Below are 14278 nucleotides of genomic sequence, written 5' to 3' on the forward strand. Positions count from 1 at the left end.
CTTTAGCACAGTTCCAGTTGAATATGGTTATCGGTGATCACCTTCATTACCCCTGCTGGTGGCAGAGCATCGGTATATACCGCATCCACCAGACTGATACTGCCCATATTCACCATCGCATTACGGCCAAACTTCGAATGATCCGTCACCAGTATGACGTGGCGGGAATTCTCAATAATTGCGCGCTTGGTACGCACCTCGTGATAGTCGAATTCCAGCAGCGAGCCGTCACTGTCGATGCCGCTGATCCCCAGAATGCCGAAGTCCAGGCGGAACTGAGAAATAAAGTCGAGCGTCGCTTCGCCAATAATACCGCCGTCCCGGCTGCGAAGTTCACCACCCGCGAGAATAATGCGAAAATCCTCTTTTACCATCAGCGTGTTCGCCACGTTGAGGTTGTTGGTCACAATACGTAAATTGCTGTGGTCGAGTAGCGCGTACGCCACCGCCTCGGGCGTGGTCCCGATATCAATAAACAGCGTTGAACCGTTAGGGATCTGCGAGGCAACTTTACGCGCAATACGCTCTTTTTCCGCCGTCTGCGTGGCTTTACGATCGTGCCACGGTGTGTTGACGGAACTGGACGGTAGCGCCGCGCCACCGTGATGACGCAGAATCATGTTTTGATCGGCCAGGTCATTGAGATCCCGGCGAATCGTTTGTGGGCTAACGGAGAAATGCTCCACCAGCTCTTCAGTACTGACGTATCCCTGTTTTTTTACCAGCTCAATGATTGCATCATGTCGTTGTGTTTGTTTCATTGTTATTCCCTGGAACTATGTTCGTTTTCGCGCATTTAACGTATCCGCGAACGCCATTGCCAACCCAACTGCCAGCCCGGCGATATGTGCGCCATTGGCCATCGACATCCCAAACAAATCAAACCATCCGGCGACGATCCAAATCAGCGCGAAAATAATCAGCCCGCGCTGCAGGTAGATTCCGCTTTGCGGATCGCGCTCGCCACGCAGCCAGACGTAACCCATCAGCGCATAAACGACGCCGGAAAGCCCGCCGAACCACGGGCCGCTAAACTTATGCTGTACATATCCGCTCAGTAGGGCGCTGATGACCGTAATCACTATCAGTTTGCCGCTGCCTAAACGTTTTTCAACCGCACCACCAAGATACCACCACCACAGCAGGTTGAAGAGGATATGCATCAGCGAAAAGTGCATGAAGGCGTGAGTGAAGTAGCGCCAGACGTCAAACTGTAATGATGGGTCAAACGGCCAGGCCAGCCACACCATTACGGTTTGATCGCCAACGATATTCATGACGATAAATACCAGAATGCAGGCCGCCATAATCAGCCAGGTGACCGGACCGGCACGCTCACGCAGTGTGGCAATAAACGGGAAGCGGCGATAACGCAGCCCACTGCCAGTATGACCGGACTGCCAGCTGGCCGCGAGATAGCGCGGATCGCCAGGGTTCTCCATAAATCGCGCCAGCTCAGCATGCACACGTTCGGCCTGCGTTTCATCCGCCAGCCAGACATCGCTTTGATGATGTTGTTGAATGGTCAGGATAACGCCCTGCGTCGCCATGTAATCAACAAAGGCCTGTGCCACGCGGGGGTTAGCAAAAGAGGTAATCATCAACATGGTTGCTGTCGCTTAATCCATACAAAAGAGGACAGTATATATACCCTTCTAATTTCAAGCTGCATCTTTGTTGGCTATGAAGACGAACCGTATGCCACTTCGGCAGGGAAATGGCGATGCCAGGCGTCAAAACCGCCATCAACGCTGTAGACCGCGTCATAGCCTTGCTGAAGCAAATATTGCGCCGCGCCTTTACTGCTGTTGCCGTGGTAGCACATGACCAAAACCGCCGTATCGAAATCGTGATCGCGCATAAACGAGCCCAGCGTGTCGTTCGTCAGGTGAAATGCCTGGGGAGCATGCCCCATCGCAAAACTTTGTGGATCGCGGATATCCACCAGTACCGCCGCGCCCTGATGCAGCTTCTGGTGCGCTTCTTCAACATTAATACATTCAAACTGATCCATACATTCTCTTCTTTATCGTGCAGGTGAAACGTTTTCGGCATTTTATCCGTTAGTGTACGTCCCCATGGGAGTGAAACGCCATAATGTTATATGTATCACTGTAAATTGTTTATTCGATGTTACCAATGGAGCGTTTCTTTGCTATTATGCTCGATAACGAACATTTATGAGCCATAACGAAAGCGCACGAGGGCAGCATGGAAACCAAAGATCTGATTGTGATAGGGGGAGGCATCAACGGTGCCGGTATCGCGGCAGATGCCGCTGGACGCGGTTTATCCGTGCTGATGCTGGAAGCGCAAGATCTTGCGTGCGCAACCTCCTCTGCCAGTTCTAAACTCATCCACGGTGGCTTGCGCTACCTGGAACACTACGAATTCCGGCTGGTGAGCGAAGCGCTGGCTGAACGCGAAGTGCTGCTGAAAATGGCCCCGCATATCGCCTTCCCAATGCGTTTTCGCCTGCCGCATCGCCCTCACCTGCGTCCGGCATGGATGATTCGTATTGGTCTGTTTATGTACGATCATTTAGGTAAACGCACCAGCTTACCGGGTTCTGCCGGTTTGCGTTTTGGCGCAGAGTCGGTACTGAAACCGGAAATTGTGCGCGGTTTCGAATATTCCGACTGCTGGGTCGACGATGCGCGTCTGGTGCTGGCCAATGCCCAGATGGTGGTGCGAAAAGGTGGGGAAGTGTTAACCCGCACTCGTGCAACCTCTGCGCGTCGTGAAAACGGTCTGTGGATCGTCGAAGCCGAAGATATCGATACCGGTAAGACATTCACCTGGCAGGCGCGTGGGCTGGTCAACGCCACGGGGCCGTGGGTAAAAGAATTTTTCGACGAAGGTATGCATCTGCCTTCGCCATACGGTATTCGCCTGATCAAAGGCAGCCACATCGTGGTGCCGCGCGTCCATACCCAGAAACAAGCCTACATTCTGCAAAACGAAGATAAACGCATTGTGTTTGTTATTCCGTGGATGGATGAGTTCTCCATCATCGGCACCACCGACGTCGAGTACAAAGGCGATCCGAAAGCGGTAAAAATCGACGAAAGCGAAATCAATTACCTGTTGAAAGTCTATAACGCGCACTTTAAGAAACAGCTTGGTCGTGACGATATCGTCTGGACCTATTCCGGCGTGCGTCCGCTGTGCGACGACGAGTCGGATTCACCACAGGCCATCACCCGCGATTACACGCTGGATATTCATGATGAAAATGGCAAAGCGCCGCTGCTTTCTGTCTTCGGCGGTAAACTGACCACCTACCGTAAGCTCGCCGAGCACGCGATGGAGAAACTGTCGTCGTACTATCAGGGCATTGGCCCGGCATGGACCAAAGACTGCGTGCTGCCAGGCGGTGAAATCGGTGGCGATCGCGAAGACTACGCGGCGAAACTGCGCCGTCGTTATCCGTTCCTGACAGAATCGCTGGCGCGCCATTACTCACGCACCTACGGAAGCAACACAGAGTGGATTCTCGGCGAAGCCACCTCTGTCGCGGATTTAGGCGAAGATTTCGGCCATGAGTTCTACGAAGCAGAGCTGAAATATCTGGTAGACCACGAATGGGTTCGCCGTGCAGACGATGCGCTGTGGCGTCGTACCAAAGAAGGGATGTGGCTCAACGCCGAACAGCAGTCCCGCATGACCCAGTGGCTGGCGGAGTACGTCGCGAAACATCAGCTTTCACTGGCATCGTAATCTCCTCACGCCCGATAGCAACAAGCTATCGGGCGTTTTTATGTTTCCCTCTACAGCACAACGCGCACTGCGATGACGAAACACATACTTCCCCGTCCCTGAAATCCTCAAAAAACACCGCCATTCCCCGTATGGAATACGTTGCCTGTTCACGTGTGCATTCTTCTTCCGGCGAAAATCGGTAACCAGAATCAGCCAGTCAGCCGTTCCCCTTTGTTTTCAACCCTCTTTTTTTCGTGCCAGAACACTTTCCGGTGAGTGTTGCAGCAGGATATGAAGCAAATCACAAAATATAACCTTGCTGAGAATATGGAATTGACGCTCAAAATTTATCCCCTCATAGTATCTGCATACAGAACAATAGTTCTATATACAGAACAAACTACCTCTACTATTAAGGGATGCGCTAATGAGCATTGAACTCGATAAACCGACTACGCGAGGGCGCTGGCTGCACATCATTCCAGCTACCATCCTCGTTTATATCGTGGCTTACATGGACAGGACGAACATCGCAATTGGGATTGCGGGAGGAATGGACGAAGACCTGGGGATGACCGCCTCGTTTGCCGGTCTGGTCGCCGGTATTTTCTTTATTGGTTATATCTTCTTGCAAATTCCCGGCGGTCAAATTGCGGAACGATACAGTGCCAAGAAATTAATTGCCTGGACCATCGTCGCATGGGGCGGGTTCGCGCTACTGACAGGCTTCGTCCAGACTCCAACCCAATTGCTGATTATCCGCTTTGTCCTTGGCGTCGCTGAGGGTGCGGTCTATCCCGCTATTCTGGCGCTGATCGGTCACTGGTTCCCCAATGAAGAACGCGCAAGAGCGATTGCCTATTTCCAGATGAACCTTGCCGTGGCCTCAATCATCACCGGGCCGCTTTCCGGCTGGCTGATCGAAACCTATGGCTGGCGAGAAATGTTCATCATCGAAGGCTTACTTTCTCTCGGCCTGCTGTTCGTCTGGCTGCCTTTGGTTTCTGACCATCCTCATCAGGCCAAATGGCTGGATCCTAAAGAGCGCGCCTGGATCGAACAGAAACTGCAGGCCGATCGCGCACTGACGATCGCAGATGAGACAAGCAGCATTCGCAATGTTCTGAGCAGCATTAACTTATGGAAACTGATCGGTATCTATTTCTTCGTGCAGGTTGGTTTCTACGGCTTCGCCCTCTGGATGCCAAACCTGATTAAACACCTGACCGGCAGCGGAATGACTATCGTCGGCTTACTGACTGCGGCACCGTACATTTTGTGCATCGTCGGTCAGTACTACATTGCCAAATGGTGCGACAAAACCATGAATCGCCGCCTCTATACGGCAATTCCGTTGCTGGGCTTTGCCGCCTGTCTCGCACTCTCCCTGCTGTTGAAAGATAACATCTGGCTGGCGTACGGCATGATGGTCATCTGCGGCTTCTTCCTGCAGGCCTATGCGGGACCGTTCTGGACATTACCGCCATTACTCTTCGCTCCCAACGTGCTGGGCGGCGTACGCGGCACCATCAACGCATTAGGCAACATTGGCGGTTTTATTGGTCCTTATCTGGTGGGCCTGTTAACCGTCACATTCTCACAAACGGCGGGGATGACGGTGCTGGTTGCCGCACTCCTCATCGCCGTCGCGCTGCTGTTCAGTTTACCTTCGGTTACTGCCCGTCCTGCAGGCAGTAGCAACCCTCATCATGCATCGGCGCCTGAGACGTCACTCAAACAAGAAGGAATCGCCAAATGAGTCAGAAATGCCAACACGCCCGTGACCTGTGGTCACAACTGGACGCCCTGCGTCTGGGGATGAATTACACCAAAGAAGATGTCAATAAACTGCAGGTTCTGGTGGATGATTGCTATGGCGAAAGTCATCCCGGTAGCTTTCATCTTAATCATCTGGGCGATGAAGCCGTCTTAGGCATTCACGAAAGCGGCGGTCGTGCCGTTCGTCACCACGTGACCGATATTTGTGATGGCTGGGGTCAGGGTCATGACGGGATGAACTATATCTTAGCCTCCCGTGAGGCTATCGCGAACATGGTCGAAATTCATGCTTCCGTCGTGCCATACGATGCCGGTATCTTGATCTCCAGTTGTGATAAATCGATCCCGGCGCATCTGATCGCCGCTGCGCGCCTGAATCTACCGATGCTGCATATCCCCGGCGGCTCAATGCGTCCGGCACCGAATATGAGCACGTCCGATCTCGGTGGTATTACCGCCAAACTCAAGAAAGGCGAGATAGCCATCCAGCAGGTGGAAGCCATGCAGCAGTGCGGTTGCCCGACAGCAGGCGCGTGCCAATTTATGGGCACCGCCAGCACGATGCAGTGCATGTCTGAAGCGCTCGGCCTTGCCTTACCGGGAAGCGCATTGCTGCCCTCGACACTGGCGGAAATTCGCCGCATCGCGCGAAACGCCGGTCATCAGGCGTTATACCTGGCAGAGAAAAATATCACGACGCATAAAATTCTCACGCCTGCCGCCTTTGAAAACGCCATTAAGGTCCATGCCGCCATCGGTGGCAGCACCAACGCCATGATCCATCTCCCGGCGATCGCCCATGAACTGGGTTGGGAACTGAAACCTGAGTTGTTTGACCAGATAAACAATGAGATCCCTTACCTCACCAACATTCAACCCAGCGGTCAGTATGTGACTGAAATGATGTGGTTCGCGGGCGGCGTGCCGATGGTGCAATGGTATCTTCGCGACTATCTGGATCTGGATGTCCTGACAGTGACTGGCCGGACGCTGGGGGAAAACCTGGAAATGCTCCATCAGTCCGGTTTCTTTACCCGCAACCACGGTTATTTGAGTAATTATCGGGTCAGCCCGGAAGAGGTGATTCGTAAGCCGGAAAACGCCACCAAGAAAGGGTCGATTGCCGTGTTAAAAGGTAATATCGCACCAGAAGGCGCAGTCATTAAATATGCCGCCTGCGCGCCAGATATGCACCACCATACCGGCCCTGCGCGCGTTTTCAATTCGGAAGAGGATGCCCAACAAGCCATTATTCATAACCACATCGAACCGGGTGATGTCATTTTTATCCGTTATGAAGGGGCTAAAGGTTCGGGAGCACCGGAGATGCTCATGACCACAGACGCGATTGTTTACGACAAACGTCTTGATGGCAAAGTCGCCCTGATTACCGATGGTCGTTTCTCCGGCGCAACCAGCGGCCCTTGCGTCGGCCATGTTTCACCGGAAGCCGCCGATGGCGGTCCCATTGCGCTTGTCGAAGACGGCGACCTCATCGAAATGGACGTCAAGGGGCGCAAGCTCAACATTGTGGGTATTCATGGTGAGTACAAAACAGAAGAAGAAATTCAGCACTGTCTTGAACGCCGTCGGACAAACTGGACAAAACCGGATTATTCAAATCGACGCGGCGTCTTTAAGCAATTTACGACCAACGCAACCTCATTAATGGCGGGAGCCTGGATTAAATAACGTCCCTGGTGGGCGGCATTATCGCCAGCCCACCTGCTTTTAAGGATAAAATCATTATGCAAACTGAAAAATTCAACGGTGTCTTTCCGCCTGTTCCGACCATTGTTAATGCCCAGGGGAAATTAGATAAGAAAGGGATGGCGACCTTACTTGACCATCTTATTGCGAACGAGGTTAACGGCGTATTATTACTTGGCAGCGGCGGTGAGTTCTGCCATATGACAAAAGAGCAGCGTCTGGAAGCCGCTGAGTTTTGCGTTCAACATATCAATCATCGAATTCCGGTGTTGTTAGGGATCAGCAGTACCAGCACGCAAGACGTCATTGATTACGGTCGGCATGCTGACAGTCTGGAAGTCGATGCCGTACTGGTCCTCAATCCTTATTATGCACGACTGACCGATGAGTATATTTATCACCATTTCAAAACTGTCGCCGAAAGTATCAACACGCCGGTTATTCTCTATAACTTTCCGGCGCTTACCGGCCAGGATCTCAGCATTGATTTAATTACCCGGCTGGCACATGACATTCCCAATATCATTGGCATAAAAGATACCGTGGATAACATTAGCCATATTCGCGAAATCATCAATACCGTACGACCGATTCGCCCTGATTTTGTTATTTTCTCTGGTTACGATGAATATATGATGGACACGTTGATCCTGGGAGGAAATGGCGGGATCCCTGCAACTGCTAACTTTGCTCCGCAGTTAACCTGTGGAATTTATCGTGCCTGGCGCGAAAAAGAATATGAGACCTTGTTTCGCCTGCAACGTCGACTGTCTGCGTTATCAACTATTTACAGTCTGGATACGCCTTTCTTCGGGATTATCAAAAAAGCCATCCAACTCAGTGGCATTGATATCTCGGTTGAGGTCATGCCGCCAGTGCAACCGGCAAGTGAGGCACATATCACCAGCCTGAAAAAGGTTCTACAGCGCGCCGGGTTGTAACTCTCATCAGCGGGCTTAGCGCCCGCCTTTTCATTTAGCAGCGAAAAGACTAGCGCAACAGCGACGACAGGCGACGACTGGCATCCATCATCTGCATGGCAAGCGTTTCTCGTTTGTCATCCGGGATCTGGAACGCGACGCCTGACACACTCAAGGCCGCCACCACCTTCCCTTCGGCATTAAATATGGGCACCGCGATACAACGGACGCCTAAAGAATCTTCTTCGTTATCATAGCCCCAACCGCGCTGACGGATCCCGGCTAATTCCTGCTTGAGGATATCCACATCGGTAATCGTCGTTTCGGTATAGCGCGTCAGAACCTGATCGGGCGGCAGCAACTCATCCAGCTCTTCCGAATTAAGCCAGGCAATCAGCACTTTCCCCAGACCAGAACTGTGCAGCGAAAGGCGCTTGCCCTCCCAACTACGGATCACAATTGCCTGTGGGCTTTCCAGCTTGAGAAGATAAATAGGAGAGTCGCCTTCAAGTACGCCAAGATGACAGGTTAAACCCGTCGCATTACGAATTTCTTCCAGTATGGGCAGCGCTATTTTTTTAATATCGTACTGTTCAGCGGCTTTATTGCCTAATTCGTAGAGCCGTAACCCAAGATAATATTTGTCTTTTTCCTGACGCAATAAGCCATGCGCAACCATGCCCGTCAGTAAAGAGGAGGTACTGCTTTTTGCGATTCCTGAATTTTGATGAATTTGCGTGAACGTCGCGCCATCGCATTCCATCAGATAAGCGAAGACGCGCATAATTTTGTCGAGGGCAGGAATCGATGTTGTGATTTTTTTCATATACTTATCAATTAATTATAATTAATTCCTCGGACACTATACACCAGCAGACGGTTATTATTCCATATCAATGCGCAATCACCGCGCACAAAAAAGGAGCCCGAAGGCTCCTTTTTTAACATGACGACTTACAACCGTACCGGATCAATATGCCAGATGTGGTCAGCATACTCCTGGATGGTCCTGTCAGAGGAGAAGTAGCCCATGTTGGCGATATTGAGCATCGCTTTGGCGGTCCACTCTTCCGGACGTCCGTACAGGTCGTCTACCTTGTCCTGACAATCGACATAGCTGCGGTAGTCCGCCAGTACCTGATAGTGATCGCCGAAGTTGATCAGCGAATCCACCAGATCACGATAACGCCCAGGCTCTTCCGGACTGAACATGCCGCTGCCGATTTGCGTCAGTACCTGATGCAGTTCCTCATCTTTATCGTAATATTCACGCGGTTTATAGCCCTGCCTGCGCAGTTCTTCGACCTCTTCCGCCGTGTTACCAAAGATAAAGATGTTCTCTTCGCCAACGTGTTCCAGCATCTCCACGTTCGCCCCGTCCAGCGTACCGATAGTCAACGCGCCGTTGAGTGCAAACTTCATGTTGCTGGTGCCGGAGGCCTCTGTCCCCGCCAGCGAAATCTGCTCAGACAAATCGGCTGCCGGAATGATCAACTGCGCCAGGCTCACGCTGTAGTTGGGGATAAACACCACTTTCAACTTATCGCCAATCTGCGGATCGTTATTGATGACTTTCGCGACGTCATTAATCAGGTGAATGATGTGCTTCGCCATGTAATAGGCCGATGCGGCCTTACCGGCAAAAATATTCACTCGCGGCACCCACTGCGCATCAGGATCGGCCTTAATGCGGTTGTAGCGCGTTATCACGTGCAGCACATTCATTAGCTGACGCTTATATTCATGAATACGCTTAATCTGGACATCAAACAGCGATTTCGGATTCACCACCACATTGAGTTGCTGCGCGATATAGTTTGCCAGCCGCTTTTTGTTTTCCAGCTTCGCCTGACGTACCGCATGATTGACCAGCGGGAAATCACAGTGCTGTTCAAGTTCATGCAGTTGGCTCAGATCGGTACGCCATGTGCGGCCAATGTTCTCGTCCAGAACGCCGGAAAGCGACGGGTTTGCCAACGCCAACCAGCGGCGCGGCGTCACACCATTCGTCACGTTGCAAAAACGGGTCGGGAAAATGGTCGCAAAATCCGCGAACAGCGACTGCACCATCAGGTTAGAGTGCAACTCGGAAACGCCATTCACCTTATGACTCACCACCACCGCCAGCCACGCCATACGTACGCGGCGACCGTTGGACTCGTCAATGATCGACGCGCGTCCCAGCAGACCGGTATCGTTCGGATACTGCTCCTGCAACGTTTTCAGGAAGTAGTCGTTAATTTCAAAGATGATCTGCAGATGGCGCGGCAGGATTTTGCCCAGCATATCCACCGGCCAGGTTTCCAGTGCTTCGCTCATCAGCGTGTGGTTGGTGTAGGAAAAAACCTGGCAACACACTTCAAACGCGTCGTCCCAGGTGAACTGATGTTCATCAATCAGCAGACGCATGAGTTCCGGGATCGACAGCACCGGGTGCGTGTCATTCAGGTGAATGGCAATCTTATCCGCGAGGTTGTCGTAGGTTTTGTGCAACTGATAGTGACGGCTCAGGATATCCTGCACCGTTGCCGAGACCAGGAAATACTCCTGACGCAGACGCAGTTCGCGTCCGGAATAGGTGGAGTCATCCGGATACAGCACGCGCGACACGTTCTCGGAGTGGTTTTTATCTTCCACGGCGGCGAAGTAATCGCCCTGGTTGAATTTACCGAGGTTAATTTCGCTACTGGCCTGCGCATTCCACAGACGCAGCGTGTTGGTGGCGTCAGTGTCATAACCGGGGATAATCTGGTCGTAGGCGACCGCGAGGATCTCTTCGGTTTCAAGCCAGCGTGTTTTCTTGCCTTCCTGCTGAATACGTCCGCCAAAGCGAACTTTGTACCGCGTGTTATGGCGTTTGAATTCCCACGGATTACCATATTCCAGCCAGTAATCAGGAGACTCTTTCTGTCGCCCATCGACGATGTTCTGCTTGAACATCCCGTAGTCGTAGCGGATACCATAGCCACGCCCCGGCAGCCCTAAGGTTGCCAGCGAATCCAGGAAACAGGCAGCCAGCCGCCCGAGACCGCCGTTACCGAGACCCGGGTCGTTTTCTTCATCGATGAGTTCTTCAAGATCTAATCCCATCGCTTCCAGCGCGCCCTGGACATCGTCATAAATCCCCAACGATAACAGCGCATTGGAAAGGGTACGTCCAATCAGAAATTCCATCGACAGGTAATAAACCTGGCGGGTTTCCTGGGACAGTTGGGCTCGGTTAGAACGCAGCCAGCGCTCCACAAGACGATCGCGCACCGCAAACAGCGTCGCGTTCAGCCATTCATGCTTATTGGCAATAACCGGGTCTTTACCAATCGTGAACATCAGCTTGTAAGCGATAGAGTGCTTAAGCGCTTCTACGCTCAGCGTCGGCGATGCATAGGTAAATGGAGCATTCATAATGATGATTCCTGAATATCTATTTCAAGCGATAGTAAAGCTCGCGGTATGACTTCGCCGCGACTTGCCAGCTAAAATCCATCGCCATCGCTTGCCGTTGCACAAACCGCCAGAGCGAAGGTCGAGACCACAGCACGAAAGCGCGCCGGATAGCCCGTAGCAGGGACCAGGCGTTGCTGTCCTCAAACACAAACCCGCTGGCGATGCCATCGGCAAGGTTTTCCAGCGAGCTGTCGGACACCGTATCTGCCAGTCCACCGGTACGCCGTACCAGCGGCAACGTACCGTACTTCAGCCCGTAGAGTTGCGTTAAGCCGCACGGCTCAAAGCGGCTCGGTACCAGAATGACGTCCGCGCCGCCCATGATGCGGTGCGAAAACGCTTCGTGATAGCCAATCTGCACACCGACCTGACCGGGATATTCGGCAGCGGCGGCAAGGAAACCTTCCTGCAACACCGGATCGCCCGCCCCCAGCAGTGCCAATTGTCCGCCCTGCTCCAGCAGGCCCGGCAACGCCTCCAGCACCAGGTCCAGCCCCTTCTGGCTGGTCAGGCGACTGACGACGGCAAACAGCGGAACCTTGTCATTGACCTTCAGTCCCATTGCTATCTGCAACTGGCGTTTGTTTTCCGCCTTCTCTTCCAGCGAATCCCGCGTATAGCGCGACGCCAGCAAGAGATCCGTCTCTGGACTCCAGATTTTCTCATCTACCCCGTTCAGAACGCCAGAAAGCCGCCCTTCACGATGGCGCTGTTGCAGCAACCCTTCCATACCGTAGGCAAACTGCGGCTCGGTGATCTCCCGCGCGTAGGTCGGGCTGACCGCCGTGATGTGGTCGGCGTAGTACAGACCGGCCTTCAGGAATGAAATCTGACCGTTAAACTCCAGCCCATGCATGTTAAAGAACGACCATGGCAGTTGGATGTCATTCATATGCTGTGCATAAAACATGCCCTGATACGCCAGGTTGTGCACGGTAAACACCGATTTCGCCGGACGTCCGCGCGCGGCCAGATACGCAGGCGCCAGGCCAGCATGCCAGTCGTGCGCATGCACCACGTCCGGGCGCCAGAATGGATCAAGCCCACAGGCCATTTCACATCCTACCCATCCCAGCAGCGCAAAACGCAGTACGTTATCGGTGTAGGCAAACAGGTTCGTATCGTGATACGGACTCCCCGGACGATCGTAAAGATGCGGGGCATCAATCAGGTAAATCCCCACACCGTTGTAATGACCAAACAGCAGACTAATCCTGCCCGCGAATGTGTCGCGACGGCTGACTACTTGCGCATCCGTGATGCCCCGACGAATGTCGGGAAACGCGGGCAGCAAAACGCGGGCATCAACACCATCCGCGATTTGCGCCGCCGGCAACGCGCCAATCACATCTGCCAGACCACCTGTTTTCAACAGGGGAAACATCTCCGAACATACATGTAAAACCTGCATTCTCACTCCTGTTTGACCTGCAGTTTGCGCAACATTTCGCGCGTCACCAGCACAATGCCTTCCTCGGAGCGGTAGAAGCGACGGGCATCTTCTTCCGCATTTTCGCCAATCACCATGCCTTCAGGGATAACGCAGGCACGATCGATAATGCAGCGACGCAGGCGGCATGAGCGTCCTACCCAGACTTCGGGTAGCAACACTGCCGAATCAATATTACAGAATGAATTCACCCGCACGCGCGGGAACAGAACGGACTGCACTACGACAGAACCGGAAATAATACAGCCGCCCGAAACCAGTGAGTTCAGCGTCATGCCGTGGCTTCCCGAGCGGTCCTGCACAAATTTCGCCGGCGGTAGCGATTCCATGTGGGTGCGAATCGGCCAGTTCTGATCGTACATATCCAGTTCCGGGGTCACGGATGCCAGATCGAGGTTTGCTTTCCAGTACGCTTCCAGCGTTCCGACGTCACGCCAGTACGGCTCGGACTCAGGATCCGACTGAACGCAGGACAACGGGAAAGGATGTGCATAAGCCATGCCAGCTTTGGTGACTGTCGGAATAATATCTTTGCCGAAGTCATGGCTTGAACCTTCGTCGCTGTCATCCTTTTCCAGCAACTCATAAAGATAATCAGCATCAAAAATGTAGATCCCCATGCTGGCGAGCGATTTCGTGGCATCGCCTGGCATGGCGGGTGGGTTCGCCGGTTTTTCAACGAACTCAATAATCTTATCGTTTTCATCGACCGCCATTACGCCGAACGCGCTGGCCTCTTCGATCGGCACCGGCATACAGGCCACGGTGCAGCGCGCGCCTTTCTCGACGTGGTCGATCAGCATGCGGGAGTAATCTTGCTTATAGATATGGTCACCCGCCAGGATCACCACATATTCCGCCTTATAGCGACGGATGATATCCAGGTTCTGCGTCACCGCATCTGCCGTGCCGCGATACCAGTTTTCGCCCTGCATTCTTTGTTGAGCAGGCAGCAAATCGACAAACTCATTCATCTCCTCGCTGAAGAACGACCAACCACGCTGAATATGCTGTACCAGAGTGTGAGATTGATATTGCGTGATGACGCCAATACGGCGGATCCCGGAGTTAAGACAGTTGGATAACGCAAAATCAATAATGCGAAACTTACCACCAAAGTGAACGGCCGGTTTTGCACGTTTGTTGGTTAAATCTTTCAGACGAGTGCCACGTCCGCCCGCCAGAATCAGGGCAACCGATTTCAACGGCAACTGGCGCGCCAACATTAAACGATCATTCTTCTCTAAACTCACCATGACTAACTCCTTTTTGA

11 protein-coding genes are annotated in these 14278 nt (G+C 52.8%); 4 read left to right on the forward strand and 7 right to left on the reverse strand.

Going from position 1 to position 14278, the window contains the following annotated elements; translation table 11 throughout:
- Positions 1-2: 2 nt before the first annotated feature.
- The 3 genes from JTI98_RS03410 to glpE form a co-directional block, all read right to left on the reverse strand.
- Positions 3-761 (reverse strand): DeoR/GlpR family transcriptional regulator, encoded by a 759-nt coding sequence (locus tag JTI98_RS03410; protein WP_044253528.1) that lies wholly within the window; start codon positions 759-761, stop codon positions 3-5.
- 15 nt (positions 762-776) lie between these two features.
- Positions 777-1607 carry a rhomboid family intramembrane serine protease GlpG gene (gene glpG / locus JTI98_RS03415; protein WP_042998448.1) on the reverse strand — a complete coding sequence of 277 codons (831 nt, stop codon included), beginning with the start codon at positions 1605-1607 and terminating at the stop codon, positions 777-779.
- A gap of 74 nt (positions 1608-1681) precedes the next feature.
- Entirely contained in the window at positions 1682-2014 is a 333-nt protein-coding gene (gene glpE / locus JTI98_RS03420; RefSeq protein ID WP_044327375.1) for a thiosulfate sulfurtransferase GlpE, read from the reverse strand.
- A gap of 197 nt (positions 2015-2211) precedes the next feature.
- Here glpE and glpD point away from each other — a divergent pair, with 197 nt between their 5' ends.
- From glpD to JTI98_RS03440, 4 genes are all read left to right on the forward strand, one after another.
- Entirely contained in the window at positions 2212-3720 is a 1509-nt protein-coding gene (gene glpD, locus JTI98_RS03425; protein ID WP_042998450.1) for a glycerol-3-phosphate dehydrogenase, read from the forward strand.
- Positions 3721-4129: 409 nt separating this feature from the next.
- Positions 4130-5461: an MFS transporter gene (locus JTI98_RS03430; RefSeq protein ID WP_058587463.1), complete on the forward strand. Its 1332-nt coding sequence runs from the start codon at positions 4130-4132 to the stop codon at positions 5459-5461.
- A complete protein-coding gene (ilvD, locus tag JTI98_RS03435; RefSeq protein WP_058587462.1) occupies positions 5458-7173 on the forward strand; it encodes a dihydroxy-acid dehydratase in 1716 nt (571 codons plus the stop codon). The genes JTI98_RS03430 and ilvD overlap by 4 nt, the downstream gene beginning before the upstream one ends.
- Before the next feature lie 53 nt (positions 7174-7226).
- Positions 7227-8132, forward strand: coding sequence for a dihydrodipicolinate synthase family protein (locus JTI98_RS03440; protein WP_187251212.1), 906 nt, complete (start codon positions 7227-7229; stop codon positions 8130-8132).
- A gap of 49 nt (positions 8133-8181) precedes the next feature.
- On the opposite strand, the gene JTI98_RS03445 is transcribed toward JTI98_RS03440, so the two are convergent.
- The 4 genes from JTI98_RS03445 to glgC all read right to left on the reverse strand — a co-directional run bounded on the left by JTI98_RS03445 (position 8182) and on the right by glgC (position 14261).
- Complete coding sequence (locus tag JTI98_RS03445) at positions 8182-8937, reverse strand: IclR family transcriptional regulator (RefSeq protein ID WP_216081921.1); 756 nt, start codon at positions 8935-8937, stop codon at positions 8182-8184.
- Between the two features lie 128 nt (positions 8938-9065).
- Positions 9066-11513 (reverse strand): glycogen phosphorylase, encoded by a 2448-nt coding sequence (gene glgP, locus JTI98_RS03450; RefSeq protein ID WP_044263852.1) that lies wholly within the window; start codon positions 11511-11513, stop codon positions 9066-9068.
- Positions 11514-11532: 19 nt separating this feature from the next.
- Positions 11533-12966: a glycogen synthase GlgA gene (glgA, locus tag JTI98_RS03455; protein WP_042322968.1), complete on the reverse strand. Its 1434-nt coding sequence runs from the start codon at positions 12964-12966 to the stop codon at positions 11533-11535.
- A 2-nt stretch (positions 12967-12968) separates the two neighbouring features.
- Positions 12969-14261 carry a glucose-1-phosphate adenylyltransferase gene (gene glgC / locus JTI98_RS03460; RefSeq protein WP_042998455.1) on the reverse strand — a complete coding sequence of 431 codons (1293 nt, stop codon included), beginning with the start codon at positions 14259-14261 and terminating at the stop codon, positions 12969-12971.
- Between the last annotated feature and the right edge of the window lie 17 nt (positions 14262-14278).

Origin of the sequence: Citrobacter sp. MGH 55 (genome assembly GCF_016906145.1) — a bacterium.
GTDB lineage: Bacteria > Pseudomonadota > Gammaproteobacteria > Enterobacterales > Enterobacteriaceae > Citrobacter_A > Citrobacter_A amalonaticus.

What these genes read in the sequence shown, in the direction of transcription:
- JTI98_RS03410 (WP_044253528.1), bottom strand. Translation starts at nt 761, where the DNA reads ATGAAACAAACACAACGACATGATGCAATCATTGAGCTGGTAAAAAAA.
- glpG (WP_042998448.1), bottom strand. Translation starts at nt 1,607, where the DNA reads ATGTTGATGATTACCTCTTTTGCTAACCCCCGCGTGGCACAGGCCTTT.
- glpE (WP_044327375.1), bottom strand. Translation starts at nt 2,014, where the DNA reads ATGGATCAGTTTGAATGTATTAATGTTGAAGAAGCGCACCAGAAGCTG.
- glpD (WP_042998450.1), top strand. Translation starts at nt 2,212, where the DNA reads ATGGAAACCAAAGATCTGATTGTGATAGGGGGAGGCATCAACGGTGCC.
- JTI98_RS03430 (WP_058587463.1), top strand. Translation starts at nt 4,130, where the DNA reads ATGAGCATTGAACTCGATAAACCGACTACGCGAGGGCGCTGGCTGCAC.
- ilvD (WP_058587462.1), top strand. Translation starts at nt 5,458, where the DNA reads ATGAGTCAGAAATGCCAACACGCCCGTGACCTGTGGTCACAACTGGAC.
- JTI98_RS03445 (WP_216081921.1), bottom strand. Translation starts at nt 8,937, where the DNA reads ATGAAAAAAATCACAACATCGATTCCTGCCCTCGACAAAATTATGCGC.
- glgP (WP_044263852.1), bottom strand. Translation starts at nt 11,513, where the DNA reads ATGAATGCTCCATTTACCTATGCATCGCCGACGCTGAGCGTAGAAGCG.
- glgA (WP_042322968.1), bottom strand. Translation starts at nt 12,966, where the DNA reads ATGCAGGTTTTACATGTATGTTCGGAGATGTTTCCCCTGTTGAAAACA.
- glgC (WP_042998455.1), bottom strand. Translation starts at nt 14,261, where the DNA reads ATGGTGAGTTTAGAGAAGAATGATCGTTTAATGTTGGCGCGCCAGTTG.